Here is a 17,026-nt window from a genome sequence, read left to right on the forward strand (position 1 = left end):
GGGGCCGTAGCGGTCCTGCGGGACGCGGGAGCCGCTGAGGCCGGGTGCCGACGGGGTGCGGCACCTCTGCGGTTCTTCGCGTACGGAAGCGGCGGAGGGCGGGTGGCAGCCGGTGCGAGGCTCAACGGCTCTGCGGGGTGCGGAAGCGGCCGAGGACGGGTGGCAGCCGGTGCGAGGGCTCAACGGCTCTGCGGGGGGGGGCGGAAGCGGCCGAGGACGGGTGGCGGCCGGTGCGAGGGCTCAACGGCTCTGCGGGGGGGGCGGAAGCGGCCGAGGACGGGTGGCGGCCGGTGCGAGGCTCAGCGGTTCTGCGGGGTGCGGAAGCGGCTGCGGGCCGGGAGCCGGCGGGTGCGGAGCGCGGGTCGGCGGGTCTGGTGCGGCAGCGGCGCGTGGGCCGGGACTCCGGGCTTGTGCTCGGGGCGGGGCGAGGCGGGCCTGCCCATGATCATGAGCGGGTCGAAGAGGACGACGACGCCCGCGAGGCACAGCAGGGCGAGCGGGCCGATCAGCATGGGGGCGAGCAGGGCGGCGGGCGAGTCGCCCGTGGCGGGATCGGCGGTGCCGTGCAGATGGACCTTGACGGCCGCCATGCCGGTGTAGTGCATTCCGCTGACAGCGAGTCCCATGACGAGGCTGGCGCCCACGCTCCACAGGACTCCTCTGACCTGCCCGGCCGCCCACAGCGCGGCGGTGGCGGCGACCATGGCGATGAGGACGGAGGCGGCGACGGTGACCGTGTTGTACTCCAGCTTTCCGTCCAGCCGCAGGCCGGCCATGCCCAGGTAGTGCATGGAGGCGATGCCGAGGCCGGTGACCGTGCCGCCGGTGAACAGGGCCGTGCCGGAGGCGCCCCGATAGCCGACGATGAAGATCCCGACGCCCACCATCAGGACGGCGACACCCAGGCTGGCGTACGTCATCGGCTTGTCGTAGTGGATGGGCGCCTCCTGGACCGTGAACCCCATCATCCCGATGAAGTGCATGGTCCATACGCCGGAGGCGATCGCCATGGACCCCAGGGCGAGCCAGCCGGGGCGCCCGGGGCCGCCCACGAGCAGGGCTCTGGTGGTGCAGCGCAGGCCGAGGGCACCGCCGAGGCAGGCCATGACATAGGCCACGAGCGGTGTGACGAGGCCGTAGCTGAATCCCTCGACCGTGCCCTGCATGCGCGGCTGCCCTTCCGCCCCGTCCGTCCCGGAATTACTGCAATGCTCCCCCTCCCAGAACCGCCCGAGCGGTCAGGGTTGAGGCAGAGAGTATGACTCGCACCGGAATGGTCGAACGACTTTCCGGCAAAGAAACACGCCTCTGCCCCACTTGTGCCGCACCGGTGAGCGGTACCCGGCGACTCCATTCAACCTGTGTCCATTCGGTACCCCTCCGGCGTTGACCGTCCGCTGTCACGGTGGGGCTGTCCGTGCCGGGTTCGAGGTGAAGGTTACGCATGCACGCGCGTGCAGCCGCCGCCACGACCACCGCGCTCCTGGGAAGCGTCGCCCTGCTGCTTCCCGCTTCGGGCAGCGGGGCTGCCGACGGCGACCGGCCTCCCGTGGTCCTCGCCCACCGGGGCGCCTCCGCCTACGCGCCCGAGAACACCCTGGCCGCCGTCGGCAAGGCGGCCGAGCTGGGCATCCAGTGGGTCGAGAACGGCTACGTCTCCGCCGTCCACGGCGTCAGCGGGGCGCACGGCAGGCCGCTGGAGGTCTTCACCGGACCGTCGACGACGCCGCGACCGCCCGCAAGGTCGCCGGCTACGGCGTCGACAGCGTGATCACCAACAAGCCCGACGTCGTCCGGGACGCGCTCGGCGGGCAGTGACGTTCCGGCACCGCCGCGGGGCGGGCGTTGTCAGTGGCGGGTCGTACCGTGGGCTCATGGACAGCCATGGGCAGTACGAGCAGCAGGTCGTGTGGACCGTCGTCGCCGGCGACATCGGTCCGCTGCTGCTGGCCGCGACCGGCGAGGGTCTGGTCAACGTCGTGTTCCACGCCACGGACCCGGTGCGGGACAGGGCCCTCGGCCGGCTGAGGACCCGGCTGGGCGCCGAGCCGGTCGAGGCACCCGGGTCCCCCTTGCTGGCCGAGGCGATACGCCAGGTCCGGGCGTACTTCGCGGGCGAGCGCCGCGACTTCGCACTGCCGCTGGACTGGTCGCTGATCTCCGGCTTCAATCGCCAGGTGCTGCGCGAGCTGGCGTCCACCGTGCCGTACGGCACGGTGGTCGGGTACGGGGATCTGGCCGACCGGGTCGGTCAGCCGGGCGCGGCCCAGGCGGTGGGGACGGCGATGGGCGCCAACCCGTTGCCCGTGGTCGTGCCCTGTCACCGGGTCGTGGAGAGCGACGGCGGCATCGGCGGATTCGGCGGCGGTCTGGAGACCAAGCGGCGGCTGCTGGCCCTGGAGGGCGTGCTGCCCCAGCCGCTCTTCTAGTGCCGCGGCAGGCAACGTTTGCCCGGCAAGGAGCGGCGTCCGGTGCGTGCTCTCGACGTGCCGGCCGGAAGCCCTCGTACTGGATGATGTACTTGGGCTTCCGGCCGGTGCGGCGAGAGGGCGTGCCGGGCGTCGGGACGGGGTGAACGCTGCCTGCCGCGGCACTAGTCCGACGGGGGCCCACCGTGCGGGCCCCCGCGGACGCGTCTCACGCGTAGTGGCGCGCCTCGAAGAAGTTGCCGTCCGGGTCGCGGAAGTAGAAGTTTCGCCGGGCGTTGCCACGGGCGCCGAAGGAGTCGTGGCCGATGTCCGTCACGGGGACCGAGCGTTCCTGGAGGCGGGCGCGCAGGGCGTCGAAGTCGTCCTCGGACAGCGCGAGGCAGACGTGGTTGACGGGGTGGCCGGAACTGTCCGCCGCACCCGTGAGCATCGTCATGCGCTCCGCCATGGTCAGGGGCATCAGATCGATGATCGTCTCGTCGTTGACGCGCGCCGAGGGGAAGGGCACCTGTCCCGCGGCGAACTCGGTGAGCCTGACCGGTTCAAGGCCGACCGCCTTCTCGTAGAAGTCGGCGGCGGCGACCGGGTCGCGCACCCAGAGGACGACGTGGTCGAGACGTGTCGTGTTGTCCGTCATGCCCCCAGGCTGGTGTGGTCCGGCACGGGCCGCAAGGGTTTGACGGGACTCGCCGCCCGCCAGGCATGAGGGAAGACCGACAGACAGGAGGCAGGCGCGTGACGCTGGTGGTGTCCGAAGAGGTGCGGGAGGCGGTCCACTCGCGCCGGCCCGTGGTGGCGCTGGAGTCCACGATCATCGCGCACGGACTGCCGCGTCCACGCAATCTGCGGGTGGCGCTGGAGTTGGAGGAGGCGGTACGGCAGGAGGGCGCCGTACCGGCCACGATCGCCGTGCTGGACGGGCGGCCCCGGGTCGGCCTGGACAAGGAGCAGCTGGAGCGGATCGCGAACGAGGACGGGATCCGCAAGCTCGGCCACCGCGATCTGCCGCTCGCCGTGGCCGCCGGGGCGAGCGGGGCGACCACGGTGTCCGCGACGGCGCTGCTGGCGGCGCTGGCCGGCGTGCGGGTGTTCGCGACGGGCGGGCTCGGCGGGGTGCACCGGCAGTGGACGGTGACGCAGGACGAGTCGGCCGACCTGGGTCTGCTGGCCCGCGCCCGGATCACGGTGGTGTGCGCGGGCGTGAAGTCGATCCTTGACGTGCCGGCGACCTTGCAACGGCTGGAGACGCTGGGCGTGGCGGTGGCCGGGTACGGCACGGACCACTTCCCCGGCTTCTATCTGTCGGACTCCGGGCACCCCGTCGACTGGACGCTTTCCAGCCCGGGTGAGGTGGCCGACGTCATGCGGGCCCAGGACGCGCTCGGCGGACCGGAGTCGGCGCTGATCGTGGCCAATCCGGTGCCGGAGGCGGAGCAACTCGATCCCGAGCTGCACGCGCGCGTGCTGGCCGACGCGCTGCACGCGTGCGAGGCGGAGGGCGTCACCGGGCAGGCCGTCACGCCGTTCCTGCTGGACTACCTGGTGCGGCACACCGAGGGTGCCTCGCTGAGCGCCAACCTGGCGGCGGTGCGTGGCAACGTCCGGCTGGCGGCGCGGATCGCGGCGGCCTGGGCCGCGGTGTGAGCGGGTCGGGGGACGGCGCGCCGAGCGGCGCACTGCTGGTCGTCGGGGACGTGGTGACCGATGTCGTCGCCCGGCACCGGGGGCCACTGGCAGGGGGCACCGACACGGCCGCCGCGATCCGGACGCTGCCCGGCGGCGCGGGCGCCAACGTGGCCTGCTGGGCCGCGCATTGGGGATGCCCGGACGTACGGCTGCTCGGGAGGGTCGGCTCAGACGCGGCGGTGTGGCACGAGCGGGCGCTGACCGCGGCGGGGGTGCGGGCTCGTCTGGTGGTCGACCCGCAGGCGCCGACCGGGACGGTGATCTGCCTGGTGGACACGGGCGCCGCGGCCGAACGGACGTTCCTCACCGACAGCGGCGCCTCGCTGCGGCTCGCCCCCGGGGACTGGTCGGACGCGCTGCTCGACGGCGTCGCCTGGCTGCACCTGTCCGGCTACCTGCTCTTCTCCGGAACGGGCCGGGCGCTGGTCCCGGTGGCCCTGGCCTCGGCACACGCGCGTGGGGTGCCGGTCAGCCTCGATCCGGCGTCGGCCGGGTTCCTCGTGGAGCTCGGGGTGGACCGCTTCCTGGCGGCCGTCGACGGCGTGCGGGTTCTGCTGCCCAGCCGGGACGAGGCCTGCCTGCTCACGGGGTTGCCGGACGCGGCCGACGCGGCGGCGAAGCTGAGCCGCCACGTCCCGCTGGTGGTGGCCAAGCAGGGCGCGGACGGCGCGCTGGTGGCCCGCTCCGGCACCGTTCGCGCCCGCGTCCCCGCCGTACCGGCCACGCCCCGGGACACCACGGGTGCCGGAGACGCCTTCACCGGCGCGTTCCTCGCCGCCCTGCTCGCGGGCGCCGAACCGGAGGCCGCGGCGGTGGAAGGGTGCGCGGCCGGGGCGCGAGCGGTGGAGCAGGTGGGCGGAAGACCTCCCGCGGCTCGCGGCGGAAAACCACCCGCGGCTCCGGCCTCCGGTGGGGGCAGGGCCGCCATCGACTGAGCCGCGCGCCGCCCTCCGGCGCCGCCAGCCGACTCACCGCCCACCCGTGCCGCCGCTGGACCACCGAAGAAGACGCCTCGCGGCTGAGCGCGAACGACGGCCGACCAGGTCTAACTCTTGCGTCCCCACGCCGAAATCATCGGGGCGGCCGCCAGGTCCATCGCGCCGCACGCGATGTTCGACAGGTGCTGGTCGATGTCCTGGTCGGACGCGAGCCCTTCGGCGACGAGGTCCGCACGTACCTGACGGATCGTCGCGACCTCCAGCGCGGCGCAGGCCGGCGCCGTGACGGGGAAGTACGCGTCGGCCTCGACGCGATGCAGGCCGGTCTCACGGAGCAGACGCGGCAGCCGGCGGCCCTGGGCGAGGTCGGCGCCCTGCCCGGCGAGGACCCGGCGCACACCGTGCCGCAGCCGGTTCGCCAGCTGTTGCTCGGGGCCGTACTCATCGGGGCAGATCAAGGGCTGCAAAGTGAGGTCGGCATCCTCGACCAGGAGCCGGCCACCGGGCCGCAGGGCCTTGGCCATCGACCGCAACGCCCGTTCGCGGTCCGGCACATGGAGGAGGGCGACTCGGGCATGCACCAGGTCGAACCCTTCCCCCGGCGGTTCCTGCGCACCCACCTCGTGCACGCGCCGCTCGACCGGCGGGCGCGACGGCACGGAGGCCCACGAGGCGTCGGCGTCGGTCACGACGACCTTGCCGGTCACTCCGACCTTCCTGGCAAGCCAGGACACCACGGCGGAGCCGCCCGCGACTTCCCAGCATCGCCAGCCGGGCCCGACGCCGAAGGCTTCGAAGTGCCGGATGGTCGTGGGGTCGAAGAGGGTGGCGAGAGTGTCGGAGAACGAGACCGTCCCCGACTGGTGGCTGTCGAGCCGATCGTTGTTTCCGGTGAGCATCATAACGAAATCATTCCACTTATCCTATTTGCCGGGAGGGCTTGACGCTCCGGTACGACGGATTCGCCACGAACGTGCGGTCCACAGCACGGTCTGCCACAGGGATCCGCAGTGGCGCGGGGCCCGAGACAAGGCGGGGGACTGCGGGCAACTCCCTTTGTCCACAACCGGGAACCAAGCGGAACGAGGGCTTTCCACAGGCTTACCCGCTGCTCACGCGGTCCTGGCACACTGGCCGAACGGCGCGGGAACGCGGCGGCGAGAGGATCCACGCAAGGAGATCCAGATGTCCATGGCAGGGAATCTGCGGAAGGTCACGGCCCTCGGCAAGGTCGGCGGCCTGCGCAAGGTGGCACGGTTGGCCAGGCGGGGCCGACGGGTCGACCTGAGCCACCCCGCCCGGTCCCCGCTGGGCTCCTCGGTGGTCAACTGCGTGGCCTACGAGGAGGGGACCCGGCTGTCCCTCGGCGGAGACCTCGTCGACATGGTGGAGCAGGTACGCAAGGGCGGCGCGGGGTTCGTCTGGCTGGGCCTGCACGAGCCGACGGACCTGGAGTTCGCGGGTATCGCCGAACTGTTCGACCTGCACCCGCTGGCGGTCGAGGACGCGATCGAGGCCCACCAGCGCCCGAAGGTCGAGCGGTACGGCGAGACGCTGTTCGCAGTGTTCAAGACGGTCTGCTACGTCGAGCACGAGGAACTGACGGCAACCAGCGAGGTGGTGAACACCGGCGAGATCATGGTGTTCCTCGGCCAGGACTTCGTCATCACGGTCCGGCACGGCCGGCACGGCTCACTGGGGCCGCTGCGTGAGGAACTGGAGGCCGACCCCGACCAACTCACCAAGGGCCCGTCCGCGGTGCTGCACGCGGTCGCGGACCACGTCGTCGACGAATATCTGAGCGTGATCGACGCGGTGCAGGCGGACATCGAGCACGTCGAGACGGACGTCTTCGCGGAGCACGGCGCCCGCGCCGACCCCGGCCGCATCTACCAGCTCAAGCGCGAACTCCTCGAGCTCAAGCGGGCCGTGGTCCCGCTGAGCCGGCCGCTGCTGGACCTCGCCGACCGGCCGATGCGGGTGGTGGAGCCGGAGATACAGGCCTACTTCCGCGACGTGTCGGACCACCTGATGCGTGCGACGGAACAGATCGCCGGGTTCGACGAGTTGCTCAACTCCATCCTGCAGGCCCACCTCGCCCAGGTCACGGTCGCGCAGAACGAGGACATGCGGAAGATCACGGCCTGGGCCGCGATCATCGCCGTACCCACGATGGTCTGCGGGATGTACGGGATGAACTTCGATCACATGCCCGAGCTGCACTGGAAATACGGCTACGGCATGGTCATCGGCGTCATATCCGTGGCCTGCCTGGTCCTGTACCGCGGATTCCGGCGCAACGGCTGGCTCTGACCGCCCGGTGCGGGCAAGGCGGGCCGACGGTCAGCGGCTCGTGCTCCTGGCGTAGACCCGCTCCGCCCAGGAGGCGATCTGGTCCTCCGACAGATGCTGGGCGAGATCGGCCTCGCTGATCATGCCGACCAGGCGCTTGTTCTCGATGACGGGCAGACGACGGATCTGGTGATCCTTCATCTCCTGCAGCGCCTCGCCGACATCGGCGTTCGCGTCGATCCAGCGCGGCGTGCCCTGGGCCATCTCGCCCGCGGTGACCTTGGAGGGGTCGTGCCCCATGGCCACACAGCCGACCACGATGTCGCGGTCGGTGAGGATGCCGCAAAGCCGTTCGTTCTCGTCGCTGATGGGCAGCGCCCCGACGTTGAGCTCACGCATCAGCTGGGCGGCGCGGTCCAGGGTCTCGTGCGCGGGGATCCACTGGGCACCCCGGTGCATGATCTCTCCGGCAGTGGTCATGGAGTACCTCCCGGTGCCGGACGGCCGGCGCGGCGCGGGACGCACCGCTAGTCCCGGCGCCCTTCATTCTCGCCGGGTCGACCGGCGCACGCACCCGGGGCAGCGGTGGTCAGGCGGAGAAACGGACAATCTTCTTCGGCACCACGCGGACGATGACGCGGACCTCGCCGTCCTTCTCGGCGGGCGGGTCGACGCCGAGGTACTTGTGCGAGAGCTCGTACGGGAGCCGCTTGTGCTCGTCGGGGAGGATCTCGGCGGTGCCACGGATCTCGACCGAGGTGTAGGGGTTGGCGAGGTCGAAGACGGAGAGGCTGACGCGGGGGTCGCGGCGGAGGTTGCGCACCTTCTGGCGGCCCTCGGTCGAGGAGAAAAGGACGGTGTCGCCCTCGCGTTTGATCCAGACCACCGAGTTCTGCGGGGCGCCGTCGGGGCCGATGGTGGCGACGCCGGCGAAGTTCCCGCCGTCGAGGAGGGCGCGGACCTGGTCGTCGAGGGGAACGGGGGACGTGGACGCCGCCGAGGTGGTCGAAGCCGTCATACCGACGGAGCCTACATGCGCGCGCATATAAAAGGACGGACATGGCGGTCTCGGTCCGGAGTCCGGCCGGTGCTCCGGTCGGCCGATCCATGCCGGGCGGCGCTCCGGTCAGCCGCTCCACGCCGGGCGGCGCGGGTCGTCCGCGCGTACGAGGACGTCGGCGGTGCCGGCGGGGTCGGTCTCGTCCTGGTAGCGCCCGAAGGCGGGGAGGGTCCAGTGGTCCGCTTCCGGGGTGCGCCGGCGCAGGGCGCCCGGGGAGAGGAGCAGATGAACGGTCAGGTCGAAGGGGAACCAGTGACGCAGCAGGAGGGGGCCGTGGAGCAACAGCAACCCGCCGGGCGGCAGTTGGACGTACGGGCTGCGGGTGGCGCGGTCGGTGACCGGGTCCAGCAGGTCGGGAAGGACGCGCCCGTCGCCGCCGGGTTCGAGGGGGCCGAACACCTCGCGCCACAGGGCACCGGTGTCGAGCCAGCCGTCGTAATAGGCGTCAACGTCCTGATGGCCGTGCTCGAGGCGGACGGAAGCCGGGCGCAGGAAGCCGTCCGTAGCGACGGCGAGCGAAGGGCGGCCGCGTACGCGCAGGGCCTCGTGGACGCGTGCGGCGAGGTCGCCCGGGGCGGCCGCCGGGGCGCCGTCGAAGGCGATGCGCGGCCACGGGCTGCCGTCAGCCGGCTTCAGCTCGAGCAGGCGTTCGACGAGACGGTCGACGAGCCGGTCCCAGGTGATCGCTTCGAGTCGCACACGACCATGATTGCGGATGCGAGGGCGGTGGGGCGCTTGACCGGGGTGCGGTGCCGGGTCGGGGGCGTGGGGGTCGGCGGGCCGTGGGAAGGAAGCGGACATGGCAGTGCGTGTGACTCCCCCGTCCCCCGGCGGGGGCGAGATCAGACCCCTCGACGGCTCCCGTGCCGCTCCCGTCGTCATCCAGTCACTGAAGAAGAAGCGCTGCGCCAAGTGCCGTCGCGGGCCGCTGTCGCTGCTCGTCATGGAGGACGGGGTTCCGCGGTGCCTGCACTGTGCCGACCTCGGGCACCTGGTGTTCCTGCCGCGCGGCGACACGGCGCTGACGCGCAGGGCACGGGAGGAGAGTTCCCTGTCGGTGGTCGTCGTGCGCTTCAACCGTCGCAAGAGCCGTTACGAACGGCAGGGCGTCCTCGTCGAGGAGGTGGGGCTCGCCCGGGCCGAGGAGCGGTGCCTGGCCGACGCGGAGGCAAGGCGGCGGCGCCGGGCGCGGGACGCGCGGCGCAGGGCGGCGGAGGACGCGCGGTTCGCGGAGGCGTTCGCGGCGGAGATCTGGCGGCTGTTTCCCGGGTGCCCACCGGAGCGGGCGCGGGCGATCTCGGCGTACGCGTCCCTGCGGGGCAGTGGGCGCGTGGGGCGGACGGCGGCCGGACGGGCGCTCACGGAGGGGGCGGTGACGTCGGCGGTCGTGGCGGCGGTGCGGCACATGGACACGCCGTACGACCAGCTGCTGATGAGTGGGGTGCCCCGGTACGAGGCGCGGCGCAGGATCGCGGCGGCCGTGCAGACGGTGCTGCGGGAGTGGCGGGCGGAGGGGCTCGACTCCGCCGGGTGACATGGCGGAACTGCGCCGGGCGAGAGGCCGTGGGCGGGAGGCGTGCCGGAGTTGTCGGCCGCGGGAGTTGTCGGCCGTGCGCGCGGCCGTGACCGGACCGTCGGCCGTGGGCACATGGCATACCAGGGAGCCGCTGTGGGCGGGATGCGTGGTGGGGACGTCTGCCTGGACGCTCGCGTATGGGGCTGCGGCGCTCGGAGATGGTTCGGGTCGGCCGGCCGGGATTCACTGAGGGCGGGTTCGGACGACGGACGTGCTGGGCGGGGACCCGGCACGACGTGGAGGGAGTGGGTGGCGTGATCGACGGGCCGTACTTCGTGCTGACGGTCGTGGGGCTGGTCGGGGCCGGGCTGGTGGCCGGGGTGTTCTGTGCCTTCTCGACGTTCGTCATGCAGGCACTCGCCGCGCTGCCGCCCGCGCAGGGCGTCGCCGCGATGAAGGCGATCAATGTGACGGCGGTGCGGCCGGCCTTCATGGTCGTGTTCCTGGGGTCGACGCTGCTGTGCGCGGTGATCAGCGTCGTGACGTTCGTGCTGTGGCCGGAGCAGGGGGCGGTGGAGCTGCTGGTGGGCAGCGCGCTGTATCTGTTCGGGTGCTTCGGGGTGACCGTGCTCGCGAACGTGCCGCGCAACAACGCGCTGGTCAGGGTGGAGGCGGGCACCGCGGAGGCGTCCGCGTACTGGCCGACGTACGTGCGCGGGTGGACGGCGTGGAACCATGTCCGGACGGTCGCGGCGGCCGGCGCGGTGGTGGCGTACGTGCTGGCCCTGGTGTGAGCAGCCCGGAGGGGCTCTGCGCAGGTGGCCGAGGGGACGTATCGTGGCCGAAAGGGTGCCGCCGATGACGTACGGCCCGTCGTACCCCCATGCAAGGAAATCCGGCCATGGCCGACCCCAAGGGTTTCATGACCACCCCCCGCCAGGACTGGCCCCGCCGGCCGGTCGAGGAGCGGGCTCGGGACTGGAACGAGGTCTACGTCCCCGGGGCGCTGCTGCCCATCATCAACCAGCAGGCGGACCGCTGCATGGACTGCGGCATACCGTTCTGCCACCATGCCTGTCCGCTGGGCAATCTCATCCCGGAGTGGAACGACCTGGTCTCCCGGGACGACTGGCGGACGGCGAGCGACCGGCTGCACGCGACGAACAACTTCCCCGAGTTCACGGGGCGGCTGTGCCCGGCGCCGTGCGAGGCGGGGTGCGTGCTCGCCATCAACCAGCCGGCGGTCACCATCAAGAACGTCGAGTGCGCGATCGCCGACCGGGCCTGGGAGGAGGGCTTCACGCCGCCGAGTCCGCCGGAGCGGCTGAGCGGGCGGACGGTCGCGGTGATCGGTTCGGGGCCCACGGGGCTGGCGGCGGCGCAGCAGTTGACGCGGGCGGGGCACACCGTCGCGGTGTACGAGAAGGACGACCGGCTCGGCGGGCTGATGCGGTACGGGATCCCCGAGTTCAAGATGGAGAAGCACCATCTGGAGCGGCGGCTGGATCAGATGCGGGCCGAGGGGACCAAGTTCCGTACGTCGACGGCGGTCGGGCGGGACATCGGGGCGGCGGACCTGCGGTCGCGGTACGACGCCGTGGTGATCGCGACCGGGGCGACCGCCTGGCGTGAACTGGTCGTGCCGGGGCGGGAGCTGGCCGGTGTTCATCAGGCGATGGAGTATCTGCCGCTGGCCAATCGGGTGTGTGAGGGGGACCTTGAGGTCTCGCCGCTGTCCGCGGCCGGGAAACACGTGGTGATCGTCGGGGGCGGGGACACGGGAGCGGACTGTCTGGGGACGGCGATACGCCAAGGTGCGGCGTCGGTGACGCAGCTGGACATCTACGCGCAGCCGGACGCCGAGCGGGACGACGACGCGGAGCCCTGGCCGACCTACCCCAAGATCTACCGGCTCTCGGCGGCGCACGAGGAGGCGCGCGATCTGGAGACCGCGCCGGCGGCGGACGCGGACGCGCGGTTGTTCGCGGCGTCGACGCTCCGCTTCACGGGGGACGGGGAGGGGCATGTGCGGTCCCTGCACCTCGTGGAAGTGGACGCGCGGCGGCAGCCGGTGTCCGGTACCGAGCGCACCCTGCCCGTCGACCTGGTGCTGCTCGCGCTCGGCTTCTCCGGACCGGACCGGGAGGACGGTCTCATCGACCAGCTGGGGCTGGAGCTGGATCCCCGCGGCACGATCACGCGGGACGCCGGGTTCGCGACGAACGTCCCCGGCGTGTTCGCCGCGGGGGACGCGGCGCGGGGTCAGTCGCTCATCGTGTGGGCGATCGCGGAGGGGCGGGCGGTGGCGGCGGCGGTCGACCGCCACCTGACGGGAAGTTCGGCGCTCCCGGCACCCATCGGGCCGTACGACCGGCCGATGGTGGTGTGAGGACGCGACCGGCGGCCCGACGGATCGGCACCGCCGGCCCCCGATCACCGGCGGCACGGGAAATCGGCGCCCCGGCCCCCGGCCACCGACGGCCCGTGAAATCGGCCCCCTCGGCCCCGGCCACCGGCATCCGGCCACCGGCGCCACCGTCACGCCCCTCCCGCGTACCCGTCAGCGGCGGCGTTCGTCCTTCCCCGCGACCTTCGCCGTGGCGAGCGCCACCCGGTTCCACGTGTTGATCGTGCAGATCAGGCCGATGACCTGGGCCAGTTCCCGGTCCTCGAAGTGCGCCGCGGCCTCCGCGTAGACGTCGTCGGGAACGCCGGCGTCGGCGACCAGGGTCAGGGCCTCCGTGAGGGCCAGCGCGGCCTGTTCCTTCGGTGTGTAGAAGTGGCGGGCCTCGCCCCAGAGGGCGACCAGGTGCAGCCGGTCCTCGCTCTCACCGGCCTTGCGGGCGTCGTTGGTGTGCATGTGCAGGCAGTACGCGCAGTGGTTGAGGTGCGAGGCGCGGATCTGGATCAACTCGACGAGCGCCGGGTCGAGGCCCTCGCGAGCCGCCGCGTCGAAGCCGATGAGGGCGCGAAAGGCCTTCGGAGCGGACTTGGCGAAGTCGAGCCGGGTCCGCTGGGCGTCGGCGGCGGCGATGGCGTCCGCGGCGGTGGGGGCGGGGGCCACAGGCGCCGCGATCACCGCGCGCGGCGTGTTCGTCGCGTCCAACGCGGTCGTCTCGTCCATCCCCTTCACCGCGGCGTTCACCTCGTTCACCGCCTGCACCGCGTTCGCCGCGTCAGTCGCTTTCATCGCGTGCGTCGTCTTCGTCGTCATGTCACTCAACCTACGGCCCCAAAGACCGGATGTAGGGTGCATTTCCATGGCGGATTCATGGGTCAATTCATGGGTCGACCCGGCTCGGCACATCGGCGCCGACCTGCACCTGGAGCTGGACGGTCCGGACGGCCGCCGCGCCACCCTCATCCGGGCGCTGCGGGACGCGGTGCGCAGCGGCCGGCTGGCTCCGGGCACCCGCCTGCCCCCGTACCGCTCGCTCGCCGCGGATCTAGGTGTAGCCCGCAACACGGTCGCCGACGCCTACGCGGAACTCGTCGCGGAGGGCTGGCTGACCGCTCGTCAGGGGTCGGGCACCCGCGTCGCCGAGCGCGCCGAGCCCTTCGAGGGCAGCGCCCGGGTGGCAAAGAAGACGCCCGCACGCGCGCGTGGCCCCCGGCACGACCTCCGGCAGGGCACCCCGGACGCGTCCGCGTTCCCGCGCGCGGCCTGGCTCGCCTCCTACCGGCGGGCGCTCCAGCAGGCGCCCAGTGAGGCCTTCGGCCCTGGCGACTCCGGGGGCCGCCCAGAACTGCGCGAGGCCCTCACCGAATACCTGGCACGCGCGCGTGGTGTCCGCACCGAGCCCGGCCGGATCGTGATCTGCTCCGGCTTCGCGCACGCCGTCCGGTTGCTCTTCGGGGGCGGCGTCCTGCGCGGCCCGCTGGCGACGGAGGCCTACGGCCTCGACTTCCACCGCGAGCTGCTGGCCGCGGCCGGTGTCCGCACGGTCCCGCTCCCGCTGGACGAGGACGGCGCGCGCGTCGACCTGCTGGCGCGCGAGCGGGCCGTCCTGCTCACCCCCGCCCACCAGTTCCCCACCGGCGGCCCGCTGCACGCCACGCGCCGCGCCGCCGTCGTCGACTGGGCACGCGCGCGGGGGGCCGTGATCCTGGAGGACGACTACGACGGCGAGTTCCGCTACGACCGCAAGCCCGTCGGTGCCCTGCAGGGCCTCGACCCCGAGCGCGTGATCCACATCGGGTCGGTCAGCAAGAGCCTGTCACCGGCCCTGCGCCTGGGCTGGATGGTGTTGCCGGAGCGCCACGTCGACGGCGTCCTCGCGGCCAAGGGCGAGCGTGAGGGCTGGACGAGCGTCCTGGACCAGCTCTGCCTCGCCGACTTCGTCGCCAAGGGGTCGTACGACCGTCATGTGCGGCGCATGCGGCAGCGGTACCGGAGCCGCCGGGACCGACTCGTGGCCACGCTCGACGAGCAGGCCCCGCACGTCGAGGTCACCGGCATCGCGGCCGGCCTGCACGCGGTGCTGCGGCTGCCGCCCGGCACCGAACGCTCCACGGTCGAGGCCGCCGCCCGGCAGGGCGTCGCCCTCGACGGCCTCGCCGCGTTCCGGCACCCGCGGACCGACATGACCGCACCGGACGGCCTGGTCGTCGGCTATGCGACCCCCTCGGACCACGCGTACGCGGCGGCACTGGAGGCACTGTGCGGCGTACTGCCGCCTCCGTGAACGCCCGGCGTCCCAGCCCGGCGCAAGCGCGGGGCTGGGACGCCCGGCACAAGCGCGGGGCGTGTGCGCGGGCGAAAGCATGGGGCGTGTGCGCGGGTGGAAGCATGGGGCGTGTGCGCGGGTGGAAGCGCGGGGCGTGCGCGCAAGAGGCAACGCTTAGGCCTTGCGCCCCACCGCCGCGTACCCGGGAATCACCCCGTCGTCCTGCCCCGGCACCGGCTCCCCCAGCTCCGGATGCCACTCGGGCACCACCACGACGCCGGGCTCGACCAGTTCCAGTCCGGCGAAGAAGCGGGCGAACTCCTCCCGCGAGCGCAGCGCGAGCGTGACCCCCGCGGCCCTGAGCTTGTCGGTGGCGGCGGCGGACTCCTCCGGCGTGAAATCGGCGGTGGCGTGGGTCATCATCAGGTAGCTGCCGGAGGGGAGTTCGGACAGCAGGTCCGCGACCAGTTCGTGCGCGCCGTCCTCGTCGGGGACGAAGTGCAGCAGCGCGACGAGGGAGAGCGCCACGGGCCGGCCGAAGTCGAGGGTCTTCCGGGCCCCCTCGATGATGGCGGCCGGTTCCCGCACGTCCGCCTGGAGGTACTCGGTCACGCCCTCGGGCGTGCCGCGCAGCAGGGCCGCCGCGTGGGCGAGCACGATCGGGTCGTTGTCGCAGTAGACCACGCGCGCGTCCGGTGCGACGGCCTGCGCGACCTGGTGCAGGTTGGGCTCGGTCGGGATGCCGGTGCCGATGTCCAGGAACTGCCGTACGCCGTTCCCGGCGAGCCAGCGCGTGGCCCGGTGCATGAAGGCGCGGTTGACCCGGGCCATCACCGGCACGCGCGGATCGAGGGCCAGCATCTGCCGGCCCATCTCCTCGTCGACGGGATAGTTGTCCTTACCGCCGAGGTACCAGTCGTACATCCGCGCGGGATGGGGCTTGCTGGTGTCGATCCCGGTCATGAGGCACTCCGTATGCATCGGACGTGAGGTGAAGTGATCAATTCAGCACCACGATAGAGAAGTTGAGCCACAAACAAAGAGCAGGTGAGGACACCAACAAGCCAAAGTCCATCAGGACAGCAGGAAGTCGGCCTGCCCCGCCTTCGCGCCCTCGATGAACGCCGTCATCTCGTCGGAGGTGTAGATCAGCGCCGGCCCGTCCGGGTCGGTGGACTGCCGGACCGCGATACGGCCGTCGGCGAGCTTCATCGCCTCCAGGCAGTTGCCCCCGTTGCCGCCGCTCCACGGCTTGTGCCAGCCCTCGCTGCCCAGTTCGCGGGCGGGCATGCCGTTGTAGATCCGCTCGGTGCGGACCCGCGGCCTGGGCTGGGACGTGATGCGATCCATTCACAGCTCCTTGCGGAGATCCTCGAGGATCTCCTTCGTGCGATGTGCCGTAGCGGCCTGCGCCGCCATGCGGTCCATGACCTCGAGGTGGGTCGCCACCTCGACGCGCGCGTCCAGGTAGACGGCGCCGGTCAGGTACTCGCTGTAGACCATGTCCGGAAGTTCGGGCACGGCGAATCGGAACAGCACGAAGGGCCCGTACGTGCCGGGGTGCGGACCCGTGGCGAACGGGACGACCTGCAAGGTCACATGGGGCAGCTTCGTGGCGTCGAGCAGCTTCTCGATCTGGGCACGCATCACCTCCGGGCCGCCGACCGGGCGGCGCAGCACGGTCTCGTCCATCACGGCCCACACCCGGGGCGCGTCCTGACGGGTGAGCAGTTCCTGGCGTTGCATGCGCAGTGCGACGTAGCGCTCGATGTCCTCGGGCCAGGTCTGGCCGACGGCCCCCGATCTCAGGACGCCGCGCGCGTAGTCCTCGGTCTGCAGGAGTCCGGGCACGAAGTGCGGTTCGTAGCTGCGGATGAGGGATGCGGCGCCCTCCAGGCTGACGTACATCGAGAACCAGCCAGGCAGGACGTCGTGGAACCGCTGCCACCAGCCGGGCTTGTTGGCCTCCTCGGCCAGTTCGACGAAGGCGTCGGTCTCGTCGTCGGGGACGCCGTAGGCCTTCAGCAGCAGTTGGAGGTACGGGATCTTGAGGGCGACCTCGGCCGTCTCCATACGGCGGATGGTGGCGGGCGCGACGCGCAGCACGCGAGCCGCTTCCTCACGCTTGAGGCCGGCGCGTTCACGCAGGTCGAGCAGGCGCCGCCCGAGGACGACCTGACCGACCGTAGGTGCCGACCTCGGCTCGCTCACACTCCACCTCCGCTCTCGAAGTCCTGACAGCTGCGCGATTCACCCGGATCCCGTACGAATCGTGTGCGATTCCCAACAGCCCAGCGGCGCCATTCGAAGGTCCATTCGAAGGTCGTGGCCGACCTCGGGACCTCAACTGGCGCCGCATCACATGCTGTTGCGAGCAGTGTGCCATGACCATCCACTACGTCACACAGCACTCTGCAATTTTCAGAGTGACACTTGCC

18 protein-coding genes and 1 pseudogene are annotated in these 17,026 nt (G+C 72.1%); 9 read left to right on the top strand and 10 right to left on the bottom strand.

Annotated elements, in window-relative coordinates; genetic code table 11:
• Nucleotides 1–299: 299 nt before the first annotated feature.
• A complete protein-coding gene (locus IPT68_RS09110) occupies nt 300–1,166 on the bottom strand; it encodes an MHYT domain-containing protein (RefSeq protein WP_189698872.1) in 867 nt (288 codons plus the stop codon).
• 278 nt (nt 1,167–1,444) lie between these two features.
• Between IPT68_RS09110 and IPT68_RS09115 the strand changes: the two are divergent.
• Together IPT68_RS09115 and IPT68_RS09120 are read left to right on the top strand one after the other, a co-directional pair.
• Nucleotides 1,445–1,818 (top strand): annotated as a pseudogene (locus IPT68_RS09115) (glycerophosphodiester phosphodiesterase family protein).
• A gap of 56 nt (nt 1,819–1,874) precedes the next feature.
• Nucleotides 1,875–2,429: a methylated-DNA--[protein]-cysteine S-methyltransferase gene (locus tag IPT68_RS09120; RefSeq protein ID WP_189698873.1), complete on the top strand. Its 555-nt coding sequence runs from the start codon at nt 1,875–1,877 to the stop codon at nt 2,427–2,429.
• Nucleotides 2,430–2,637: 208 nt separating this feature from the next.
• Here the strand turns inward: IPT68_RS09120 and IPT68_RS09125 are convergent, their stop codons facing one another.
• Nucleotides 2,638–3,066: a VOC family protein gene (locus tag IPT68_RS09125; RefSeq protein ID WP_189698874.1), complete on the bottom strand. Its 429-nt coding sequence runs from the start codon at nt 3,064–3,066 to the stop codon at nt 2,638–2,640.
• 98 nt (nt 3,067–3,164) lie between these two features.
• Between IPT68_RS09125 and IPT68_RS09130 the strand changes: the two genes are divergently transcribed.
• A complete protein-coding gene (locus IPT68_RS09130; protein WP_189698875.1) occupies nt 3,165–4,073 on the top strand; it encodes a pseudouridine-5'-phosphate glycosidase in 909 nt (302 codons plus the stop codon).
• Nucleotides 4,070–5,050, top strand: a complete 981-nt coding sequence (locus IPT68_RS09135; protein ID WP_189698876.1) for a carbohydrate kinase family protein — start codon at nt 4,070–4,072, stop codon at nt 5,048–5,050. Before IPT68_RS09130 ends, IPT68_RS09135 begins: the two co-directional genes overlap by 4 nt.
• 110 nt (nt 5,051–5,160) lie before the next feature.
• On the opposite strand, the gene IPT68_RS09140 is transcribed toward IPT68_RS09135, so the two are convergent.
• Entirely contained in the window at nt 5,161–5,952 is a 792-nt protein-coding gene (locus tag IPT68_RS09140) for a class I SAM-dependent methyltransferase (protein WP_189698984.1), read from the bottom strand.
• A gap of 286 nt (nt 5,953–6,238) precedes the next feature.
• Between IPT68_RS09140 and IPT68_RS09145 the strand changes: the two genes are divergently transcribed.
• The gene (locus tag IPT68_RS09145) at nt 6,239–7,366 is read left to right on the top strand and encodes a magnesium and cobalt transport protein CorA (protein ID WP_189698877.1); all 1,128 of its coding nucleotides are present in this window, start codon (nt 6,239–6,241) and stop codon (nt 7,364–7,366) included.
• Between the two features lie 30 nt (nt 7,367–7,396).
• Here the strand turns inward: IPT68_RS09145 and IPT68_RS09150 are convergent, their stop codons facing one another.
• The 3 genes from IPT68_RS09150 to IPT68_RS09160 form a co-directional block, all read right to left on the bottom strand.
• On the bottom strand, nt 7,397–7,825 hold the full coding sequence (locus IPT68_RS09150) for a CBS domain-containing protein (protein ID WP_189698878.1): 429 nt from the start codon (nt 7,823–7,825) through the stop codon (nt 7,397–7,399).
• Between the two features lie 109 nt (nt 7,826–7,934).
• Nucleotides 7,935–8,363 (bottom strand): PPOX class F420-dependent oxidoreductase, encoded by a 429-nt coding sequence (locus tag IPT68_RS09155; protein WP_189698879.1) that lies wholly within the window; start codon nt 8,361–8,363, stop codon nt 7,935–7,937.
• A 108-nt stretch (nt 8,364–8,471) separates the two neighbouring features.
• On the bottom strand, nt 8,472–9,104 hold the full coding sequence (locus IPT68_RS09160; protein ID WP_189698880.1) for a nucleoside/nucleotide kinase family protein: 633 nt from the start codon (nt 9,102–9,104) through the stop codon (nt 8,472–8,474).
• A 100-nt stretch (nt 9,105–9,204) separates the two neighbouring features.
• On the opposite strand from IPT68_RS09160, the gene IPT68_RS09165 reads away from it, so the two are divergent.
• From IPT68_RS09165 to IPT68_RS09175, 3 genes are all read left to right on the top strand, one after another.
• Nucleotides 9,205–9,939, top strand: coding sequence for a DUF2293 domain-containing protein (locus tag IPT68_RS09165; protein WP_189698881.1), 735 nt, complete (start codon nt 9,205–9,207; stop codon nt 9,937–9,939).
• Between the two features lie 296 nt (nt 9,940–10,235).
• The gene (locus IPT68_RS09170; protein ID WP_189698882.1) at nt 10,236–10,715 is read left to right on the top strand and encodes an anthrone oxygenase family protein; all 480 of its coding nucleotides are present in this window, start codon (nt 10,236–10,238) and stop codon (nt 10,713–10,715) included.
• A 107-nt stretch (nt 10,716–10,822) separates the two neighbouring features.
• On the top strand, nt 10,823–12,310 hold the full coding sequence (locus IPT68_RS09175) for a glutamate synthase subunit beta (RefSeq protein WP_189698883.1): 1,488 nt from the start codon (nt 10,823–10,825) through the stop codon (nt 12,308–12,310).
• Between the two features lie 171 nt (nt 12,311–12,481).
• Here IPT68_RS09175 and IPT68_RS09180 read toward each other — a convergent pair whose 3' ends face one another.
• A complete protein-coding gene (locus tag IPT68_RS09180; protein ID WP_189698985.1) occupies nt 12,482–13,045 on the bottom strand; it encodes a carboxymuconolactone decarboxylase family protein in 564 nt (187 codons plus the stop codon).
• Between the two features lie 136 nt (nt 13,046–13,181).
• Between IPT68_RS09180 and pdxR the strand changes: the two genes are divergently transcribed.
• Entirely contained in the window at nt 13,182–14,606 is a 1,425-nt protein-coding gene (gene pdxR, locus IPT68_RS09185) for a MocR-like pyridoxine biosynthesis transcription factor PdxR (RefSeq protein ID WP_189698884.1), read from the top strand.
• 156 nt (nt 14,607–14,762) lie between these two features.
• Here the strand turns inward: pdxR and IPT68_RS09190 are convergent, their stop codons facing one another.
• The 3 genes from IPT68_RS09190 to IPT68_RS09200 all read right to left on the bottom strand — a co-directional run bounded on the left by IPT68_RS09190 (nt 14,763) and on the right by IPT68_RS09200 (nt 16,799).
• Nucleotides 14,763–15,551 (bottom strand): SAM-dependent methyltransferase, encoded by a 789-nt coding sequence (locus IPT68_RS09190; RefSeq protein WP_228040328.1) that lies wholly within the window; start codon nt 15,549–15,551, stop codon nt 14,763–14,765.
• Between the two features lie 111 nt (nt 15,552–15,662).
• Nucleotides 15,663–15,938: a DUF397 domain-containing protein gene (locus tag IPT68_RS09195; RefSeq protein ID WP_189698886.1), complete on the bottom strand. Its 276-nt coding sequence runs from the start codon at nt 15,936–15,938 to the stop codon at nt 15,663–15,665.
• Nucleotides 15,939–16,799 (bottom strand): helix-turn-helix domain-containing protein, encoded by an 861-nt coding sequence (locus IPT68_RS09200; protein WP_189698887.1) that lies wholly within the window; start codon nt 16,797–16,799, stop codon nt 15,939–15,941.
• Nucleotides 16,800–17,026: the final 227 nt, after the last annotated feature.

It is taken from the genome of Streptomyces chromofuscus (assembly GCF_015160875.1).
Taxonomy (GTDB): domain Bacteria; phylum Actinomycetota; class Actinomycetes; order Streptomycetales; family Streptomycetaceae; genus Streptomyces; species Streptomyces chromofuscus.

Excerpts from the sequence above, each read along its gene's own strand:
- IPT68_RS09110 (WP_189698872.1), bottom strand. The coding sequence starts at position 1,166 with ATGCAGGGCACGGTCGAGGGATTCAGCTACGGCCTCGTCACACCGCTC.
- IPT68_RS09120 (WP_189698873.1), top strand. The coding sequence starts at position 1,875 with ATGGACAGCCATGGGCAGTACGAGCAGCAGGTCGTGTGGACCGTCGTC.
- IPT68_RS09125 (WP_189698874.1), bottom strand. The coding sequence starts at position 3,066 with ATGACGGACAACACGACACGTCTCGACCACGTCGTCCTCTGGGTGCGC.
- IPT68_RS09140 (WP_189698984.1), bottom strand. The coding sequence starts at position 5,952 with ATGCTCACCGGAAACAACGATCGGCTCGACAGCCACCAGTCGGGGACG.
- IPT68_RS09145 (WP_189698877.1), top strand. The coding sequence starts at position 6,239 with ATGTCCATGGCAGGGAATCTGCGGAAGGTCACGGCCCTCGGCAAGGTC.
- IPT68_RS09150 (WP_189698878.1), bottom strand. The coding sequence starts at position 7,825 with ATGACCACTGCCGGAGAGATCATGCACCGGGGTGCCCAGTGGATCCCC.
- IPT68_RS09155 (WP_189698879.1), bottom strand. The coding sequence starts at position 8,363 with ATGACGGCTTCGACCACCTCGGCGGCGTCCACGTCCCCCGTTCCCCTC.
- IPT68_RS09165 (WP_189698881.1), top strand. The coding sequence starts at position 9,205 with ATGGCAGTGCGTGTGACTCCCCCGTCCCCCGGCGGGGGCGAGATCAGA.
- IPT68_RS09175 (WP_189698883.1), top strand. The coding sequence starts at position 10,823 with ATGGCCGACCCCAAGGGTTTCATGACCACCCCCCGCCAGGACTGGCCC.
- IPT68_RS09180 (WP_189698985.1), bottom strand. The coding sequence starts at position 13,045 with ATGGACGAGACGACCGCGTTGGACGCGACGAACACGCCGCGCGCGGTG.
- pdxR (WP_189698884.1), top strand. The coding sequence starts at position 13,182 with ATGGCGGATTCATGGGTCAATTCATGGGTCGACCCGGCTCGGCACATC.
- IPT68_RS09190 (WP_228040328.1), bottom strand. The coding sequence starts at position 15,551 with ATGACCGGGATCGACACCAGCAAGCCCCATCCCGCGCGGATGTACGAC.
- IPT68_RS09195 (WP_189698886.1), bottom strand. The coding sequence starts at position 15,938 with ATGGATCGCATCACGTCCCAGCCCAGGCCGCGGGTCCGCACCGAGCGG.